We start from the raw sequence: 14,956 nt of genomic DNA, 5'->3' as shown, positions 1-14,956 counted from the left end.
CGGGATTCACAATCAACATCTATTTAACGATCTTTCCCGTCAAATTCGCTGCATCGTCGTAACAAAATGCCGAGAGGGGCATTGGTTCGCACCTGCCCAGCCATCACACCACTCACGGAGGCGCTGTGCCCGGAGGCCAGAAGAGCGGCAACCAAAGGCTCGATCGCCGGTGGCCCTTTGAGCTGAAGCCGTCGAGATAACTCAGCCGTTGACCAGCAACAGGCCGGTTGACCTGGATCCGCGATCAATCCGTCGAGCAGCCGCCTGCTGCGAGGGGCAAGGGTCAGGTCTTGCCCCTCAGGCAACCCCTTGCTCAACGCTGCATCCAAGCGATCACTGATCTCCAACAGCCCGTTGATCTGGGAACCATCCTGAAGCGGACCAATCCAGAGCGGACCACTCACCGCCCAGCGTCCGCAGCCATCGGTACAGGCGCAGGGTCTCCAGCCCTGCAGGTCCAACATCGCTTGAACAGCCTGATCCCCGCAGCGGTCACAACGGGCTAGGAAGCCAAGCTGCTGCTCCTCACCCGAACGAATCCGCTGGCGCATCCGCACCGCTACACGAAACGTGCGGCCATCGCTGAAGCTGAACAAGGGCTCAAGACCGCGTCCCAGTAGCCAAGCCTCACGGGCGAGAGCAGCCAATTGCAGCCGCAACGCCAGCTCCCAACTCGAAGGGTGGGCACGAGCGGCTGCACCAAACCGACGCACAGCCGCACACCGGTCATGCCCCGTGGGTGAGCGACCGTCGGTGCTCGCAACTAACAGCACACCGCCAAAACGCATCGCCTGGAGCGTGGACTGGAGCAAAACATTCGGGCAGCCAAAAGGATCGAGATCGATCAGATCAAAAAAACGATGCTCGAGATAGGCCTCGCGCAGCAGCCGCTCCGCCGGCTGATGGCTCAAGTTGAGCGAAACCCCATCACAGGCGTGCAACGGTTCGAGATTGGCGGCTAGCAGGGGCCCACGCTCTTGATCCGCGTCATTCACCCAAAGGTCCACAGGCTGGTCGGACGCTCCCCTTGCCTCCAGTCCCCAGCGCAGAGAACGGATCCCGCAGCCAGCCATAAGGTCAAGCCAGCGCAGGGGGCGATCCCTGGGGGCGCCCACCAAGGTTGAGGCGGCGACCAAGACGGAGAGGTCTCGCGCCGGTCTGGAGTCGGGGCGAAAAAAACCAGCCCCGGTCCGCACCGATGCCATCCCTTCGCGATAGTGAACGTTCAACTCCGTCAGGCGTGTGCACGCAACTGCTCTTCAGCCTGCCTCCAAGGGTGCCGATTGGGGCGAAAGCGCTGTATGGACCTGGAAGGGCTACCGCTGTCACTGGCGCGTACTCGGTGATCCCAAAGCTCCCGCGATGGTTCTGCTGCATGGGTTCGGTGCCAGCAGCAGCCATTGGCGTCACAACGCAGCGCCTCTCACCAAGGCTGGATATCGGGTTTACGGACTTGATTTGATCGGTTTCGGCCGCTCCGAACAACCAGGGCTTCATCCCCATATCCGCTTGGACAACCGTCTTTGGGCGCGGCAGTTGGCAGCATTTCTGGAGCAGGTGGTTCAACAACCCGCTGTGTTGGTAGGTAATTCCCTGGGAGGCCTCACCGCCCTCACCACTGCGGTCTTTCGTCCGGAGTGGGTCACAGCCGTGGTTGCAGCACCGCTGCCGGACCCCGCCCTCATGCAGCCATTGCCACGACGTCAGCCACGCCGGCTGCGCCAACTCAAAAGACACACGGTTGGGTTGCTCTGCCGGTTGCTGCCTCTAGAACTCATCGTCCCCTTGATCAGCCGCACAGCTCTGCTGCGCATGGGCCTGCAAGGGGCCTACTGCCACTCGATCCGCTCAGACCGGGAATTGCATCAGCTGATTGCCAGCCCAGCCCGACGCCGCACCGCCGCACGCAGCCTCCGCGCCATGAGTGTTGGCATGGCCTTACGTCCACGCGGGGCCACGGCACCGGAGCTGTTGGAGCGGTTAGCCGGGCATGACCAACCTGTTCCCCTTTTATTGCTTTGGGGACGACAGGATCGATTCGTGCCCTTGATCATCGGCGAAAAACTGCAGCAGCAGCATTCCTGGCTGAAGCTACGCGTGCTCGAGGGAAGTGGACATTGTCCCCACGATGAAAGCCCCGAACATTTCCATCAAGAGCTTTTGCGCTGGCTGGACCTTAATTTAGGAAGAACAAGCGAGCTGGACGCAAAGCAACGGGCATGAAGCACACCCTGTCCGTCCTGGTGGAGGACGAATCCGGCGCACTGAGCCGCATCGCCGGCCTCTTCGCCAGACGCGGCTTCAACATCGACAGCTTGGCGGTCGGTCCTGCTGAAACCAATGGACAGTCGCGGCTCACCATGGTGGTGGAAGGCGACGAACACACCTTGCAGCAAATGAGCAAGCAGCTCGACAAGCTGGTGAACGTGCTTCAAGTGCTCGATCTCTCGCAATTGCCCGCGGTGGAACGGGAGCTGATGCTGATGAAGGTGTCAGCTCCGGCTGAACAGCGGGGCGCCATTCTGGAGTTGGTGCAGGTGTTCCGCGCCAAAGTGGTGGATGTGGCCGATGACGCGCTCACCCTGGAAGTGGTGGGAGACCCAGGCAAATTGGTGGCCCTGGAGCGCCTCATGGCTCCCTACGGAATCCTGGAAATCGCCCGAACCGGAAAAGTGGCCCTGGAACGGGCTTCAGGGGTGAACACCGAATTACTCAAAGCCGCCATCAGCGGCGGGCGCGTGCCCGCTTGATGGCTGACATCAAAGGCCTGGAGTGAGCAGCTTGGCTTTGATCAACTTGTCGTCCTGTTCAATCGCATCCACCACCTCCAAGCCATCGGTCACACGACCGAACACGGCGTAGCGGCCATCCAGCTCAGGCAAAGGCTTTAGGGCGATATAAAACTGAGCGCTGGCCGAATCGGGGGATTGGGAGCGAGCCATGGCAAGGGCTCCCCGCTCATGACTCAGCGTGAGCTGCTGCAGATCGCTGGGATTGGTGCTCTGGCGGCTGTAGCGCGGCTGATCTTCATTTTGATACGACAGCTCAAGGGGAATGAATCGCGCCTGCCCACTGTCGGGATCCACAAAACTTCCTGTTCCGTACTGAGATTTCGAGGTGTTCGGATCACTGGATGTGGGATCACCACCCTGCACAACAAACGGCACTGGCTCACGAATCACCCGGTGAAACACGGTGCCGTCGTACGCACCTCTTTTGACAAGGTCCACAAAATTGCCAGCGGTCACAGGTGCCGCATCACCATCGAGTTCAAGCTTGACCACCCCACGGGTTGTTGTGAGCTCCACATTGGCCTTCCCCTGAAGACAAGGGCTACTGGCCTGACTGCAGCCCGTAGGGACTGAAGCCGTTGACGCTGTATTGGACTGAGAGCAACCAACAAGAAGTGGCAAGCAGACAGCAAGAGATAAAAGCGTCCGCATGATTGAGCGCTGCATGAGAGGAAAGAAGATCAAAGTCCTTCGAGATTTACACCTAAAAAACGTGCCAACTCGGCTCCGTCCTGTTCCAACTGGGCCAGGGGGAGGGGTTCACCAACACGGGTGAGGGGCATGTCCCTCCTTCCGCGAACACGCAGCGAAACCCGGCGCCGGGTGTTGAAGCCATCCCTCACCTCAACTTTCACCGCCTGGATGTCTTTCATGGGAATCTCAACGCTGATCGGCTTACGAAATCCACGCCTTGAGATGGTCACCACACCTGCGGAGCGATCAAAACGGTTGCTACCCGAGCCCACGTTGATCGTGATCACGGCCCACAAATAGGTGGCGAGAAGGGCAGCCGCAAGGCTGTACAACCCCATGACCAGTCCCTGAGGAACAAACACCAAGCCAGCGGGATGGCCCAGGGGGAGGAGATCCCTACCCAAGTAGCTGGAAAGAGAAGCAAACAGAAAACCAATACCGCCAATCGTCACCATCAAGGCAACGAGAATGTTCGAAAGCCGGCGCGAGCCGAGGACGGGTTGTTCGAGCAGTTCAGCGGCCATCAAAGCCCAAAATCAAAGGTCATTTTGGACTGCGAAGCCAATCAGCTGAGCCCGCTACAAAGCATTGCCACGAAACGAGGACTCAAATCGAAAGAAACCCAGAAGATGCATTCCGATACAACGGGTTTCAGCTGAGCCATCTAAGCCCCGAATGACCCAACAAGATTGTTAAGGTCGCCGGGAACCCAATGCATGCGGGTTAACCGCAACGTTCAATTCATGACGATCGCTGCAGGTCGCATGCCGCAGCGGGGATGGTTCGACGTCCTCGATGATTGGCTCAAACGCGACCGATTTGTTTTTGTCGGCTGGTCCGGCATTCTTCTTCTTCCCACGGCCTACCTCTCGATTGGTGGCTGGTTAACGGGAACCACATTTGTAACTTCCTGGTACACCCACGGCATTGCGTCGTCGTACCTCGAAGGTTGCAACTTCTTGACCGCTGCTGTGTCCACCCCCGCTGATGCGATGGGTCACAGCTTGCTGTTGCTCTGGGGCCCAGAAGCCCAGGGTGATTTTGTCCGCTGGATACAACTTGGAGGCCTTTGGGCTTTCGTTGCTCTCCACGGCGCTTTTGCACTGATCGGCTTCATGCTCCGTCAGTTTGAAATTGCTCGTCTCGTCGGCATTCGTCCTTACAACGCCATCGCCTTCTCAGGTCCGATCGCGGTGTTCGTCAGTGTCTTCCTGATGTACCCCTTGGGACAGAGCAGCTGGTTCTTTGCACCCTCCTTTGGTGTGGCTGCAATTTTCCGCTTCCTGTTGTTCCTCCAGGGCTTCCATAACTGGACTCTGAATCCCTTCCACATGATGGGAGTGGCCGGCATTCTTGGCGGCGCACTGCTTTGCGCCATTCACGGCGCAACCGTGGAAAACACCCTTTTTGAGGATGGTGAACAGTCGAACACCTTTAAGGCGTTCGAACCCACCCAAGAAGAAGAGACCTATTCAATGGTCACCGCCAACCGTTTCTGGAGCCAAATCTTCGGAATTGCGTTCTCCAACAAGCGTTGGCTGCACTTCTTCATGCTGTTTGTGCCAGTGATGGGCTTGTGGACCAGTTCCATCGGCATCATCGGCCTTGCACTCAACTTGCGTGCCTATGACTTCGTGTCACAGGAAATCCGCGCTGCTGAGGATCCTGAATTTGAAACCTTCTACACGAAGAACATTCTTCTGAATGAAGGTCTGCGTGCCTGGATGGCACCGGCTGACCAGCCGCACGAAAACTTCGTCTTCCCTGAAGAGGTTCTGCCCCGTGGAAACGCCCTTTAATTCCGGTCTTATCGCCACTGGCGGTAAAGACCTCGACTCCACCGGCTTTGCCTGGTGGGCCGGTAATGCTCGACTCATCAACCTGTCTGGCCGACTGCTAGGTGCCCACGTGGCCCACGCTGGCCTGATGGTGTTCTGGGCTGGCGCCATGATGCTGTTCGAGGTGAGTCACTTCACCTTCGATAAGCCGATGTATGAGCAGGGCTTGATCCTGTTCCCACACGTGGCCACTCTTGGCTATGGCGTTGGTCCCGGCGGAGAGGTCACCAACCTCTACCCCTTTTTTGTTGTTGGTGTTCTGCACCTGATCAGTTCTGCCGTGCTCGGACTCGGCGGCCTGTATCACGCTCTTCGTGGTCCAGAGATTTTGGAGAACTACTCCACTTTCTTCTCCCAGGACTGGCGTGACAAAAACCAGATGACCAACATCATTGGTTATCACCTCATCCTTCTGGGTGTGGGCTGCCTACTCCTGGTCTTCAAGGCCATGTTCTTCGGTGGCGTTTATGACACCTGGGCTCCAGGTGGTGGAGACGTTCGTTTGATCACGAACCCCACCCTCGACCCCGGTGTGATCTTCGGTTATCTGTTCCGCGCTCCCTTTGGCGGCGAAGGCTGGATCATCGGTGTGAACTCCATGGAGGACATCATCGGTGGCCACATCTGGCTTGGTTTGACCTGCATTTTCGGTGGTATTTGGCACGTGATCACCAAGCCTTTCGGCTGGGTGCGACGCGCCTTCATCTGGAATGGTGAGGCTTACCTCAGCTACAGCCTTGGCGCTCTGAGCTTCATGAGCTTTATCGCTTCGGCCTACATCTGGTTCAACAACACCGCATACCCTTCGGAGTTTTACGGCCCGACCAACGCCGAATCCTCCCAAGCCCAAAGTTTCACCTTCCTCGTGCGTGACCAACGCATGGGAGCCAACATCGGTTCAGCCATGGGCCCAACGGGTCTTGGTAAGTACCTGATGCGTTCACCAACCGGTGAGATCATCTTTGGTGGTGAAACGATGCGTTTCTGGGACTTCCGTGGTCCTTGGTTGGAGCCCCTTCGTGGACCCAACGGCCTGAGCCTCGACAAGCTTCAGAACGATATTCAGCCTTGGCAGGTTCGCCGCGCCGCTGAATACATGACCCACGCTCCTAACGCGTCGATCAACTCTGTTGGAGGCATCATCACCGAGCCAAACTCGGTGAACTTCGTGAACATCCGTCAGTGGCTTGCCGCGACGCAGTTCATCCTTGCCTTCTTCTTCCTTGTTGGTCACCTCTGGCATGCAGGCCGCGCCCGCGCTGCCGCTGCTGGTTTCGAAAAAGGAATCGATCGTCAAGCAGAGCCCACCTTGGCTATGCCTGATCTCGACTGATCATTCTCTGATCACCTGTCTCAACCCTCGCCGCAAGGTGAGGGTTTTTTATTGGCCAAAAACAGATCGACAAATCAGCAACAGGCTCAAAAACCAACATCCAACAGGGAATATCCCTTCGGTGCCCGGCCTTTTTCTCCAGGAGCTGCTGGAGTCACCGTTAAGGATTCCGCCTGCCTCAGCTCATCAGAAGAGAAGTTCACGTCTTCAACACTGAGCTCACTGGATGCGTCTTGAGGCGTTGCATCAAAGGATTTTTGAAGGGGTTCAAAGGCAAACGCAGGCGCCACTCCAGCCGTCAAGATCATCAAGGCAAAGCAGCGGCAAAGCAGACGGGTCATGGCGCGCGTGATGCGACAACTGTCTTTGATTTAGCTACGACCAGAGGAAAATGACAACGGTTTTAAGAGAGCGCCAGCCAACGTCGGAGCAGCGGCAAGCTAAGGCCGATCACATTCGAATAACAACCATTGAGTTGCTCCACACAGCAACCTCCGCGTCCTTCCAGCGCAAAACCTCCAGCACACTGCAAAGGTTCGCCTGAGGCGACGTAAGCCTTCACTTCCGCATCCGTGAGATTGGCAAACAGCACACGGGTCGTGACACACCTGCGCTGCATCTCAGCGGCTTCACCTGCCCTTGAACGTGCAAAGGATGGAAGCACTAAACAGTGTCCGGTATGCAATTCAGCCCATTTGCCGCGCATCCGTTGCCAGCGCGCGATGGCCTCTGCCGCATCCACAGGCTTGCCAAACACTTCGCCCTCAAACGCGAGCACCGAATCACAACCGAGCACGGCCTTAATGGATGGGCTGAGCTCCGCGCTCTGCTCCACTTTGAGCTTCACCGCTGATGCCTTGGCCTCAGCTAGTAACTGCACCAACTGAGCTGGATCAGGGTGCTGAATCTGATCTTCATCCACGCCGCTCACCATCACCTGATGGGGAATCTGAGCTTGCTCCAACAGACGGCGCCTGGCTGGAGACGCGGATGCCAACAGCAACAAAACAAACAAGCAACGTCCTTCAGTTTGATGCTGGTCACAGCCACGCTCGGAATGAAACGGGAGGAGAATGAAAGATGAAGCAGCAAGGTCGTGACCTCATCCACCTCCCTGGTATCGGCACGAGCCTTGAAACGGGCACGTCAGGCCATGCGCTGTCTGCCGTTTCGCCACGCCTTTTATGCCGAACTGGAACACGAAGCCAGAAGCAGCACGCAGCTGAGCAGCCAAAAAAACTGGATGGCCATCAGCCGCAAACCTCTCCATCGTTCAAAAACAGAGGATGACTTGATCTGGTTGATCCAAGTGGGCGTGCTGCGCAGGGAAGTGGATGGCCAAGGGCTCACAGAACGGGTGCGGCTCACTCCGATGGGGCGAGACCTCCTGGACGATTGGGATGGAGAGATTCCAAACGCAGATGCGCTACAAGTGATGCATCACTGGCTTCGCCGTCATCGTCCGCGTCTGTGAAGTCTCCCCCTGCTCTCATGGTGCTGGGCACCTCCAGTGGTGCCGGAAAATCGTTGATGACTGCTGCGCTTTGCAGGGTCTTGCGCCGTCGAGGAGAAACGCCGCTGCCGTTCAAAGGGCAGAACATGAGCAACAACGCCTGGGTCGATCCAACTGGCGGTGAGATGGCCTACTCCCAAGCCCTTCAGGCCTGGGCAGCGGGGCTTGAGCCTGTCTGCGCGATGAACCCCGTGTTGCTCAAACCTCAGGGAGACTCCACCAGTGAGCTGATTCACTTGGGCCGCAGTGTGGGATCTGCTCGCGCTGAGCACTATTACCGCGACTGGTTCAAACCGGGCTGGAAGGCGATTCGTGAGGGCTTAGATGCATTGCAGAGCAGCCATCCAGGCGGACGCCTCGTGCTCGAGGGCGCTGGAAGCCCGGTGGAGGTGAATCTGCAACGACGTGATCTCACCAACCTGCGCCTTGCTCAATATCTACGAGCGCATTGCGTTCTCGTGGCAGACATTGAAAGGGGAGGCGTGTTCGCGCAAATCGTGGGCACACTGAATCTGCTCCGCCCGGTGGAACGGCCGCTCATCAAAGGGCTGTTGATCAATCGTTTTCGCGGCCGGCGTGAACTGTTTGACGAGGGTCAACGCTGGCTTGAAACCCATACAGGTGTCCCGGTGTTGGGAGTGATGCCCTGGCTGGATGAGCTATTCCCGCCGGAGGATTCCCTCGACCTCCTCGAGCGACGCGGGCGCAAACGCAGCGCCGAACTCGAGATTGTTGTGCTCAAGCTGCCGTCCCTCAGCAACTTCTCTGACCTCGATCCACTGGAAGCCGAGCCCACGGTTCAGTTGCGCTGGGTCGCCCCAGGCGAGGAACTTGGCTTGCCAGATGCCGTTGTGATCCCAGGCAGCAAACAAACGCTCCGTGACCTTGCCGCCATTCACAGCAGTGGCCTGGGAGCAGCACTTCAGGCCTACAGCGCCGGTGGTGGCCACGTGTTTGGCATCTGCGGCGGCATGCAGATGCTGGGCGAGGAGCTTTGCGATCCGGAGGGTCTGGAAGGCGGTGCTCAATCGGTCAACAACAGCCATACAGGCCTAGGCCTCCTGCCGCTTCGTACCGTGTTTTCCGCTGACAAGGCGCTCCGGCAGCGCAACAGTGTGGCCCGATGGCCCGCTGGAAGCAGCGCTCTCAAACTCGAAGGATTTGAGCTCCACCATGGCCGCACCGCCAGCAAAGAATCTGAACCCTGCCAACCGTTGTGCCTTGATGCTGAGCTTGGCTGGGTGACTCCCATCAGCGAGCGAGGAGGGTTTGTGGCAGGCACCTATCTGCATGGGGTGTTTGAAAGTGGCCCTTGGCGGCGACGCTGGCTGAATCAGCTGAGAGCAAGCAAGGGATTGCCGCCGCTCAGTGAACAACAACCGCACCACAGCCGGCAGCGGGAAGCATTGCTCGATCGCCTCGCTGATGCCTTCGAGCAACACATCAACATCGAGCCCCTACTCGGCAGCAGCCCACAAGCTTGAAACCTTGTTGTTTCAAAGGCTCGTTAAGGTGATTTCAACAATCAAAAAGGGCACTCTGCATCCATCACAGGGTGCCGTTTTCCCTTAATCCAGCGATGGAGAACAAACAGTCCGCCATCACGATCCAATGGCCCAACGGAAGCCAAAGCCATTGTTCCAAAGGCGATGACTGGCTCGAGGCTGCTCAAGCGGCAGGCATCCACATTCCAACGGGCTGCTTAGGGGGAAGTTGTGGCGCCTGCGAAATCGACGTGAATGGGCAAACGGTGCGTGCCTGTATCAGCACGGTGCCTGCATCAACCTCAGGATCCCTCTCCGTGGAATTCGCCACAGACCCCTACTGGTAATTGATCAATGGGCGTTATCGCGGGGTTGGTCGCAGCGCTGGCTTGGACCCTGGCCAGCAGCCTTTGGCGTGGCCTCTCCACCTCACTCACGGCGCTCGAACTGAACGGGCTCAAGAACGCAATCGCTTGTGCCTTATTGCTTCCGGTTCTGTTGTTTCTGCCATGGAAACTTGAGAGCCAAGCACTGCTCTGGCTGTTGATCAGCGGTGGGCTCGGGATCTCCTTAGGAGACAGCTTTTATTTGGCAGCCCTGCGTCGTCTTGGCACACGACGCACCCTCACGCTTGAGTCGCTTGCCCCCTTGATCGCAGCCCTCGGCGGCCTTGTCGTGATGGGCGAACGCATTGAAGTTCAAGCTTGGCTAGGAGCCGTGATGGTGTCCGTTTCGGTGTTGCTGGTGGCGCGTCAAAGTCCACCGGACGGAACGCGCCAGCTGGATCGCGCGCGCAACGTGCAATGGCAAGGAATTGTGTTTGCCCTCCTCGCCGTGTTGTGTGGCGTCAGCGGAGCAGCCGTCTCCCGCAGCATTTTGATCAGCACGGATTTAACGGCATGGCAAAGCGCAGCCACGCGCCTATTGGGAGGGCTACTGCTCTTACTTCCTTGGCTGCGGCTTCGCACGCTGTTTCCCAAGCCTCGACCCAACCACAGGCGCTGGCCAAGAGTGCTGATCGCCACTCTGCTCGGCACCAATGTGGGGATCGTGTTGCAGCAAGTGGTGTTGAAGCAGTTACCGCTTGGCATCGGCATCACGGTTTTGAGTACAGCCCCCGTGATGGCGTTGTTGGTGGCAGCACCGGAAGGCGACCATCCACGCGCAGCTGGAGTGTGCGCATCACTCCTGGCCGTGAGCGGCATTGCCTTGGCCGTTCTCTCCTGACTCGCAGGACAGGCCAACGCCCTTCTACGGTTCAGCCACTCACGAAGCATTCATGAAAGCGCGCCGCTTGGTTCCACTGATCGGCTCCGTTCTTGCCCTTTTGGCCATGGTGGCTTGGATCGGCGAGATCGATCTTGGCCTCGATGAATCGCTTCAGACCCCACCCAAAGAGCAGTCATGACCTCGCAAGCAACCTATTTCGGGGCCAATGGCTGGCTTTTAGAAATCGCTGATTGTCGGGTCCTGGTCGACCCCTGGCTGAGTGGCCCCTTGGTGTTTCCACCTGGTGCTTGGATGTTGCGCGGCGAACTGCCTCACCCCTGGCAGGTTCCTGAGAATCTTGACCTTCTCCTACTGACCCAAGGGTTAGCGGACCATGCCCACCAACCCAGCCTGAAACTGCTGCCACGCAACCTCCCCGTGGTGGGTTCAGGAGCTGCAGCAAAGGTGGTGAAACGTTTGGGTTTTGAAAAGATTGAAACCCTCAAGCCTGGTGAAAGCTGCACCGTGAAGGGCATCAGCATCCAGGCCACAGCTGGAGCAGCGGTTCCCAATGTGGAAAACGGATACCTGCTTGATTGGACCGGTGGCTCTCTTTATCTCGAGCCCCATGGCGTTCTTGATCCCACGCTCGCCTCCCGACCTGTCGACACCGTGATTACGCCGGTGATCGACCTCGGACTACCACTGGCCGGCAACTTCATCACTGGCGCAAGCGTGCTTCCAGACTTGATCGAACGCTTCACTCCCCAAACGGTGCTCGCCAGTACAACAGGCGGAGACGTGACCTTCAGCGGATTGATCAGTGCCCTGCTCAGTGGGGCAGAGATCAAAGAACAGCATGATCCACGCGTTGTGACTCCAGTACCAGGGGAGCCTGTACGACTAGAAACGCACGCTTGAAGCTCAGAATGATTCAACACGGCTAAACCGTGGATATCTCTGGATCGCGCCGTGATGGCCCTTGCACAGTCCTTGACGCAACTCCAGATCCAAACGAAGGGGAAAGGGTTTACGAGGCTGAATGAACAGATCGAAACCTGGCTTGGAAGCAAGGACATCGCGCAAGGGGTGTTGCACCTCACCTGTCTGCACACCAGCTGCAGCATCACGATCAACGAAAACGCAGATCCACGCGTCCTCAGTGATTTAGCCGCTTGGATGGAGGCTGTTGTCCCGCAGGATGGGAGAGGTCCAGCAGATGCCCAAGGTCAACGTCGCCGTTACCTCCATGACGATGAAGGCGATGACGACATGCCTGCGCACATCCGAACGGCACTCACCAGCCAAACCATGACGCTCAGCGTTCAAAACGGTCGCTTGCTGCTGGGCACCTGGCAGGCGGTGTATCTCTGGGAGCATCGCCAGCTCGGAAGCACAAGGCAGGTCGCTTGCCACTTGATCGGAGACGAACAAAGCAATCTCCAACAAACATCCTCAACGCGTGCAACCGCAACAACGCAAACAGCCAGCAATCAAACCCTGCTCAATCTGCGCAACGCAACGCGACTCAATCAACAAATTCAAGACAGGATTCATCCAGAAGCCTGGGCTGAGGATGGTGGAAATGCAACCGATGTTGACCTGTTGATCGACAGATTGCATGACATCAGCGACAGCTAATTCAATCGAACGATCCGTGCTTGGTCTCAGCCGCTACTGAAGATTCAGGCAACTCTCAACATGATGGATTCTGCATAAGCAGGAGTCGCTCACGTGATTGGACTAAGACGGCTTTATTGCAACCGCAATGGTGTGTTTTTGATGGTTGATGTACCAGCCTCAAACGTCGAACCAAAAAAAGCAGAACTGATCCTCAAAGGCTGGCTAATCGAAGACGATATCCTTGTGTAAACCAAAAACCAAGAAGAAGTCCACAGTTGGGCAGCACTAGACGACAAGCTAGAAGGAGAATTCGCTTCTCTCTTCATGGAACCGATCACTTGGCTGATCATCACCTGGGCCACCTATGGAGCCCATCGCACCACTGCTGCACTGGAAAAAGTTCCACAAACGTCCAGAGATCAGTGCGAAGCCAACGCAACATTGATCAAGGCTTGGCAGCCTAAAGCAAGCACGATTTGTATTGAAGGATTGGGCACACTTTAATAAGCTTTAATCCGCATCATTAACGACGGGCAATTCCTCGCCCGCCACCGATCAAACCAAGATCAATTAATAAACCAATACCAACAATTAAAAGACCACTAAACGAACTAATCCCGCCATAGGAGGCACTCGCCCAGCAGTACCCCAAGGAGGTGGTGGGCAACATCACCAAACCAATCAAGGGCGCAACAAAAGCTGGGAGGGGTAATCCACTGAAGGGTCCAAGCACAAAGGGCGCATTCACAAACCAGAGAAGAATCAGAATCAACCTGGGAACGAAAAGGCCCAGAGCAGCCAGAAGGCACATCAGCGTGAGGGAATTTGAACACTCTCTAGCCACATGATTTCAAACTTGCCCAATCGTCCAATGTGGAGATTCGGGGCTGCTGATTGGATGTTTAAAGAACAAGAGAAGGGATCGAGAACGCCTTCCAAAGCGAGGGTCTTAATCGCCGGCCTGATCGGCAACGTGATGGAGTGGTACGACTTTGCGCTCTATGGCTACTTCGCCACGGTGATTGGCCAACAATTCTTTCCCTCAACCAACCCAACGGCGTCACTGATTGGTGCCTTTGGAGCCTTTGCTGCAGGATTCATCGTCCGTCCACTGGGAGGAATTGTGTATGGCCGGATCGGCGATTTGGTTGGACGTCGCCGCGCCCTAACCCTGTCGGTGATTGCAATGGCGATCCCAACCGTGGCGATGGCGTTTTTACCCAGCCATGCCCAGATCGGAATTGCGGCGCCGATTGCCGTAGTGCTTTTACGCCTTCTGCAAGGAATTTCAGCAGGCGGTGAGTACACAACCTCCATCATTTTTCTTGCCGAAGCCGCTCCAGATCGGCAACGGGGCTTCTACAGCATTTGGGGGCTATGGGGGTCTGTGTTGGGGATGCTGATGGGGTCGGCCTTTGGTGATCTGCTCACGAGAACGCTCACACAAACGCAACTCGATGCTTGGGGTTGGAGGGTGGCCTTTGCCCTGGGCTCCTTGGTGGCCCTAACAGGAGTGATTATTCGTACGGGCATCGGGGAAGACGAAACACCCGAGACAACCAAGACCCCGCTCGCTTCAACCTTGGGAGTCCACCGTCCTGCATTCCTCAGAGTTTTAGCGCTCAACATTGCCAGCAGCGTTGGTTTTTATGCGGTCTACGTCTACTTAGTGACCTATGTGGAAGATGTAGATGGAATCTCAAACAGCCTTGCTCTCAGCCTGAATACCGATGTGATGGCTGTGTTGCTGTTGCTCTACCCAATCACAGCCTGGCTTTCAGACCGCATCGGCAGACGTCCGATGTTGATGGGTGGAGCAGCCCTGCTCTGCATTGGAGCGGTTCCATTCCTGCAGTTAATCCACAGCCAAGACCCTGGATCGATCGTTCGCGGGGAACTGGGATTCACGCTGGCAATTGCGCTGGTGGACGGTGGCAAAGGCCCTGCCAATGTGGAACTGATGCCAGCAGAAGTGCGCTGCACGGGGACAGCCTTGGCGTACAACCTCGCCGAAGGCTGGTTTGGTGGAACAACTCCATTGATTGCTGCTGTGCTGATCGCTCGCGCCAGCGGAAATCCGATCTATCTGGGGATTTGGGTCGGCCTCAGTGGCCTATGCACCTTTGTGACGGCTGCCTTCTTCACAAGAGAGACAGCGTTCAAACCGTTGCTGAAACAAGCTCAGACACAACAGTGCTGAGCAAGATTGAGCGCGACAGCACAACAGAGCGATCAGGCGGCCAGAAGCTGTTGGTCGTCGACGTCGTCTTGATCGAGAAAGTCCTGACCTGCCTCAATGTCGTAAAGCTTGTAGAGGGCCATGGCGGCCTCATCCCAGGATTCGCTTTCGACAGATTCCAGAAGCTGCTGGAAAACCAGAACATTGACCACTTCGAGATCAGACGAATCCATAGTGACCGCGCGTTTGCCGGAAAGTTAACGCTGACAACGCAATCAAAATCAGGGCAATC

The 14,956-nt window shown here is 57.0% G+C and carries 20 protein-coding genes; 13 read left to right on the top strand and 7 right to left on the bottom strand.

What is annotated here, in order from left to right; translation table 11 throughout:
- Positions 1–23 precede the first annotated feature (23 nt).
- Positions 24–1,205, bottom strand: a complete 1,182-nt coding sequence (locus tag SynMVIR181_RS04315) for a N2,N2-dimethylguanosine tRNA methyltransferase (RefSeq protein WP_186590500.1) — start codon at positions 1,203–1,205, stop codon at positions 24–26.
- A gap of 37 nt (positions 1,206–1,242) precedes the next feature.
- Here SynMVIR181_RS04315 and SynMVIR181_RS04310 point away from each other — a divergent pair, with 37 nt between their 5' ends.
- Together SynMVIR181_RS04310 and ilvN are read left to right on the top strand one after the other, a co-directional pair.
- Complete coding sequence (locus tag SynMVIR181_RS04310; protein WP_186524925.1) at positions 1,243–2,223, top strand: alpha/beta fold hydrolase; 981 nt, start codon at positions 1,243–1,245, stop codon at positions 2,221–2,223.
- Complete coding sequence (gene ilvN / locus SynMVIR181_RS04305) at positions 2,220–2,750, top strand: acetolactate synthase small subunit (RefSeq protein ID WP_186524924.1); 531 nt, start codon at positions 2,220–2,222, stop codon at positions 2,748–2,750. Before SynMVIR181_RS04310 ends, ilvN begins: the two co-directional genes overlap by 4 nt.
- 9 nt (positions 2,751–2,759) lie before the next feature.
- Here ilvN and SynMVIR181_RS04300 read toward each other — a convergent pair whose 3' ends face one another.
- The gene (locus SynMVIR181_RS04300; protein ID WP_255444434.1) at positions 2,760–3,458 is read right to left on the bottom strand and encodes a peptidylprolyl isomerase; all 699 of its coding nucleotides are present in this window, start codon (positions 3,456–3,458) and stop codon (positions 2,760–2,762) included.
- 14 nt (positions 3,459–3,472) lie between these two features.
- Positions 3,473–4,009: a photosystem I assembly protein Ycf4 gene (locus SynMVIR181_RS04295; protein ID WP_186524922.1), complete on the bottom strand. Its 537-nt coding sequence runs from the start codon at positions 4,007–4,009 to the stop codon at positions 3,473–3,475.
- 219 nt (positions 4,010–4,228) lie between these two features.
- Between SynMVIR181_RS04295 and psbD the strand changes: the two genes are divergently transcribed.
- Positions 4,229–5,284: a photosystem II D2 protein (photosystem q(a) protein) gene (gene psbD, locus SynMVIR181_RS04290; protein WP_115071676.1), complete on the top strand. Its 1,056-nt coding sequence runs from the start codon at positions 4,229–4,231 to the stop codon at positions 5,282–5,284.
- Positions 5,268–6,656, top strand: a complete 1,389-nt coding sequence (gene psbC, locus SynMVIR181_RS04285; RefSeq protein WP_115071677.1) for a photosystem II reaction center protein CP43 — start codon at positions 5,268–5,270, stop codon at positions 6,654–6,656. Before psbD ends, psbC begins: the two co-directional genes overlap by 17 nt.
- An 86-nt stretch (positions 6,657–6,742) precedes the next feature.
- Here psbC and SynMVIR181_RS04280 read toward each other — a convergent pair whose 3' ends face one another.
- On the bottom strand, positions 6,743–6,997 hold the full coding sequence (locus SynMVIR181_RS04280; RefSeq protein WP_186590107.1) for a hypothetical protein: 255 nt from the start codon (positions 6,995–6,997) through the stop codon (positions 6,743–6,745).
- A 62-nt stretch (positions 6,998–7,059) separates the two neighbouring features.
- Positions 7,060–7,662, bottom strand: coding sequence for a nucleoside triphosphate pyrophosphatase (locus SynMVIR181_RS04275; protein ID WP_186590499.1), 603 nt, complete (start codon positions 7,660–7,662; stop codon positions 7,060–7,062).
- A gap of 90 nt (positions 7,663–7,752) precedes the next feature.
- On the opposite strand from SynMVIR181_RS04275, the gene SynMVIR181_RS04270 reads away from it, so the two are divergent.
- The 8 genes from SynMVIR181_RS04270 to SynMVIR181_RS04240 all read left to right on the top strand — a co-directional run bounded on the left by SynMVIR181_RS04270 (position 7,753) and on the right by SynMVIR181_RS04240 (position 12,989).
- Positions 7,753–8,130: an Npun_F0494 family protein gene (locus SynMVIR181_RS04270; protein ID WP_186590106.1), complete on the top strand. Its 378-nt coding sequence runs from the start codon at positions 7,753–7,755 to the stop codon at positions 8,128–8,130.
- A 17-nt stretch (positions 8,131–8,147) separates the two neighbouring features.
- Positions 8,148–9,653 carry a cobyric acid synthase gene (locus SynMVIR181_RS04265; protein ID WP_186590105.1) on the top strand — a complete coding sequence of 502 codons (1,506 nt, stop codon included), beginning with the start codon at positions 8,148–8,150 and terminating at the stop codon, positions 9,651–9,653.
- Positions 9,654–9,748: 95 nt separating this feature from the next.
- The gene (locus tag SynMVIR181_RS04260; protein ID WP_186525456.1) at positions 9,749–10,000 is read left to right on the top strand and encodes a 2Fe-2S iron-sulfur cluster binding domain-containing protein; all 252 of its coding nucleotides are present in this window, start codon (positions 9,749–9,751) and stop codon (positions 9,998–10,000) included.
- Positions 10,001–10,007: 7 nt separating this feature from the next.
- Positions 10,008–10,880 (top strand): DMT family transporter, encoded by an 873-nt coding sequence (locus SynMVIR181_RS04255; RefSeq protein ID WP_186590104.1) that lies wholly within the window; start codon positions 10,008–10,010, stop codon positions 10,878–10,880.
- A 52-nt stretch (positions 10,881–10,932) separates the two neighbouring features.
- Entirely contained in the window at positions 10,933–11,061 is a 129-nt protein-coding gene (locus tag SynMVIR181_RS13230) for a hypothetical protein (RefSeq protein WP_255444433.1), read from the top strand.
- Positions 11,058–11,783, top strand: a complete 726-nt coding sequence (locus SynMVIR181_RS04250) for an MBL fold metallo-hydrolase (protein ID WP_186590103.1) — start codon at positions 11,058–11,060, stop codon at positions 11,781–11,783. Before SynMVIR181_RS13230 ends, SynMVIR181_RS04250 begins: the two co-directional genes overlap by 4 nt.
- A 54-nt stretch (positions 11,784–11,837) precedes the next feature.
- Entirely contained in the window at positions 11,838–12,503 is a 666-nt protein-coding gene (locus SynMVIR181_RS04245) for a secondary thiamine-phosphate synthase enzyme YjbQ (protein ID WP_186590102.1), read from the top strand.
- Between the two features lie 306 nt (positions 12,504–12,809).
- Positions 12,810–12,989 carry a hypothetical protein gene (locus SynMVIR181_RS04240; RefSeq protein WP_186590101.1) on the top strand — a complete coding sequence of 60 codons (180 nt, stop codon included), beginning with the start codon at positions 12,810–12,812 and terminating at the stop codon, positions 12,987–12,989.
- A gap of 19 nt (positions 12,990–13,008) precedes the next feature.
- Here the strand turns inward: SynMVIR181_RS04240 and SynMVIR181_RS04235 are convergent, their stop codons facing one another.
- Positions 13,009–13,296, bottom strand: coding sequence for a hypothetical protein (locus SynMVIR181_RS04235; protein ID WP_186590100.1), 288 nt, complete (start codon positions 13,294–13,296; stop codon positions 13,009–13,011).
- An 87-nt stretch (positions 13,297–13,383) separates the two neighbouring features.
- On the opposite strand from SynMVIR181_RS04235, the gene SynMVIR181_RS04230 reads away from it, so the two are divergent.
- On the top strand, positions 13,384–14,685 hold the full coding sequence (locus tag SynMVIR181_RS04230) for an MFS transporter (RefSeq protein WP_186590498.1): 1,302 nt from the start codon (positions 13,384–13,386) through the stop codon (positions 14,683–14,685).
- A 32-nt stretch (positions 14,686–14,717) separates the two neighbouring features.
- On the opposite strand, the gene SynMVIR181_RS04225 is transcribed toward SynMVIR181_RS04230, so the two are convergent.
- Entirely contained in the window at positions 14,718–14,897 is a 180-nt protein-coding gene (locus tag SynMVIR181_RS04225) for a hypothetical protein (protein WP_186590099.1), read from the bottom strand.
- Between the last annotated feature and the right edge of the window lie 59 nt (positions 14,898–14,956).

This window comes from Synechococcus sp. MVIR-18-1 (assembly GCF_014279835.1).
In the GTDB taxonomy this organism is placed as follows: Bacteria; Cyanobacteriota; Cyanobacteriia; order PCC-6307; family Cyanobiaceae; genus Synechococcus_C.
Note: the sequence above shows the minus strand (reverse complement) of the source record. Positions and strands in the feature narration are given on the sequence as shown.

Coding starts and splice junctions, on each gene's coding strand:
- SynMVIR181_RS04315 (WP_186590500.1), bottom strand. CDS start 1,205: ATGGCATCGGTGCGGACCGGGGCTGGTTTTTTTCGCCCCGACTCCAGA.
- ilvN (WP_186524924.1), top strand. CDS start 2,220: ATGAAGCACACCCTGTCCGTCCTGGTGGAGGACGAATCCGGCGCACTG.
- SynMVIR181_RS04300 (WP_255444434.1), bottom strand. CDS start 3,458: ATGCAGCGCTCAATCATGCGGACGCTTTTATCTCTTGCTGTCTGCTTG.
- SynMVIR181_RS04295 (WP_186524922.1), bottom strand. CDS start 4,009: ATGGCCGCTGAACTGCTCGAACAACCCGTCCTCGGCTCGCGCCGGCTT.
- psbD (WP_115071676.1), top strand. CDS start 4,229: ATGACGATCGCTGCAGGTCGCATGCCGCAGCGGGGATGGTTCGACGTC.
- SynMVIR181_RS04280 (WP_186590107.1), bottom strand. CDS start 6,997: ATGACCCGTCTGCTTTGCCGCTGCTTTGCCTTGATGATCTTGACGGCT.
- SynMVIR181_RS04265 (WP_186590105.1), top strand. CDS start 8,148: ATGGTGCTGGGCACCTCCAGTGGTGCCGGAAAATCGTTGATGACTGCT.
- SynMVIR181_RS04260 (WP_186525456.1), top strand. CDS start 9,749: ATGGAGAACAAACAGTCCGCCATCACGATCCAATGGCCCAACGGAAGC.
- SynMVIR181_RS04255 (WP_186590104.1), top strand. CDS start 10,008: ATGGGCGTTATCGCGGGGTTGGTCGCAGCGCTGGCTTGGACCCTGGCC.
- SynMVIR181_RS13230 (WP_255444433.1), top strand. CDS start 10,933: ATGAAAGCGCGCCGCTTGGTTCCACTGATCGGCTCCGTTCTTGCCCTT.
- SynMVIR181_RS04250 (WP_186590103.1), top strand. CDS start 11,058: ATGACCTCGCAAGCAACCTATTTCGGGGCCAATGGCTGGCTTTTAGAA.
- SynMVIR181_RS04245 (WP_186590102.1), top strand. CDS start 11,838: ATGGCCCTTGCACAGTCCTTGACGCAACTCCAGATCCAAACGAAGGGG.
- SynMVIR181_RS04240 (WP_186590101.1), top strand. CDS start 12,810: ATGGAACCGATCACTTGGCTGATCATCACCTGGGCCACCTATGGAGCC.
- SynMVIR181_RS04235 (WP_186590100.1), bottom strand. CDS start 13,296: ATGTGCCTTCTGGCTGCTCTGGGCCTTTTCGTTCCCAGGTTGATTCTG.
- SynMVIR181_RS04230 (WP_186590498.1), top strand. CDS start 13,384: ATGTTTAAAGAACAAGAGAAGGGATCGAGAACGCCTTCCAAAGCGAGG.
- SynMVIR181_RS04225 (WP_186590099.1), bottom strand. CDS start 14,897: ATGGATTCGTCTGATCTCGAAGTGGTCAATGTTCTGGTTTTCCAGCAG.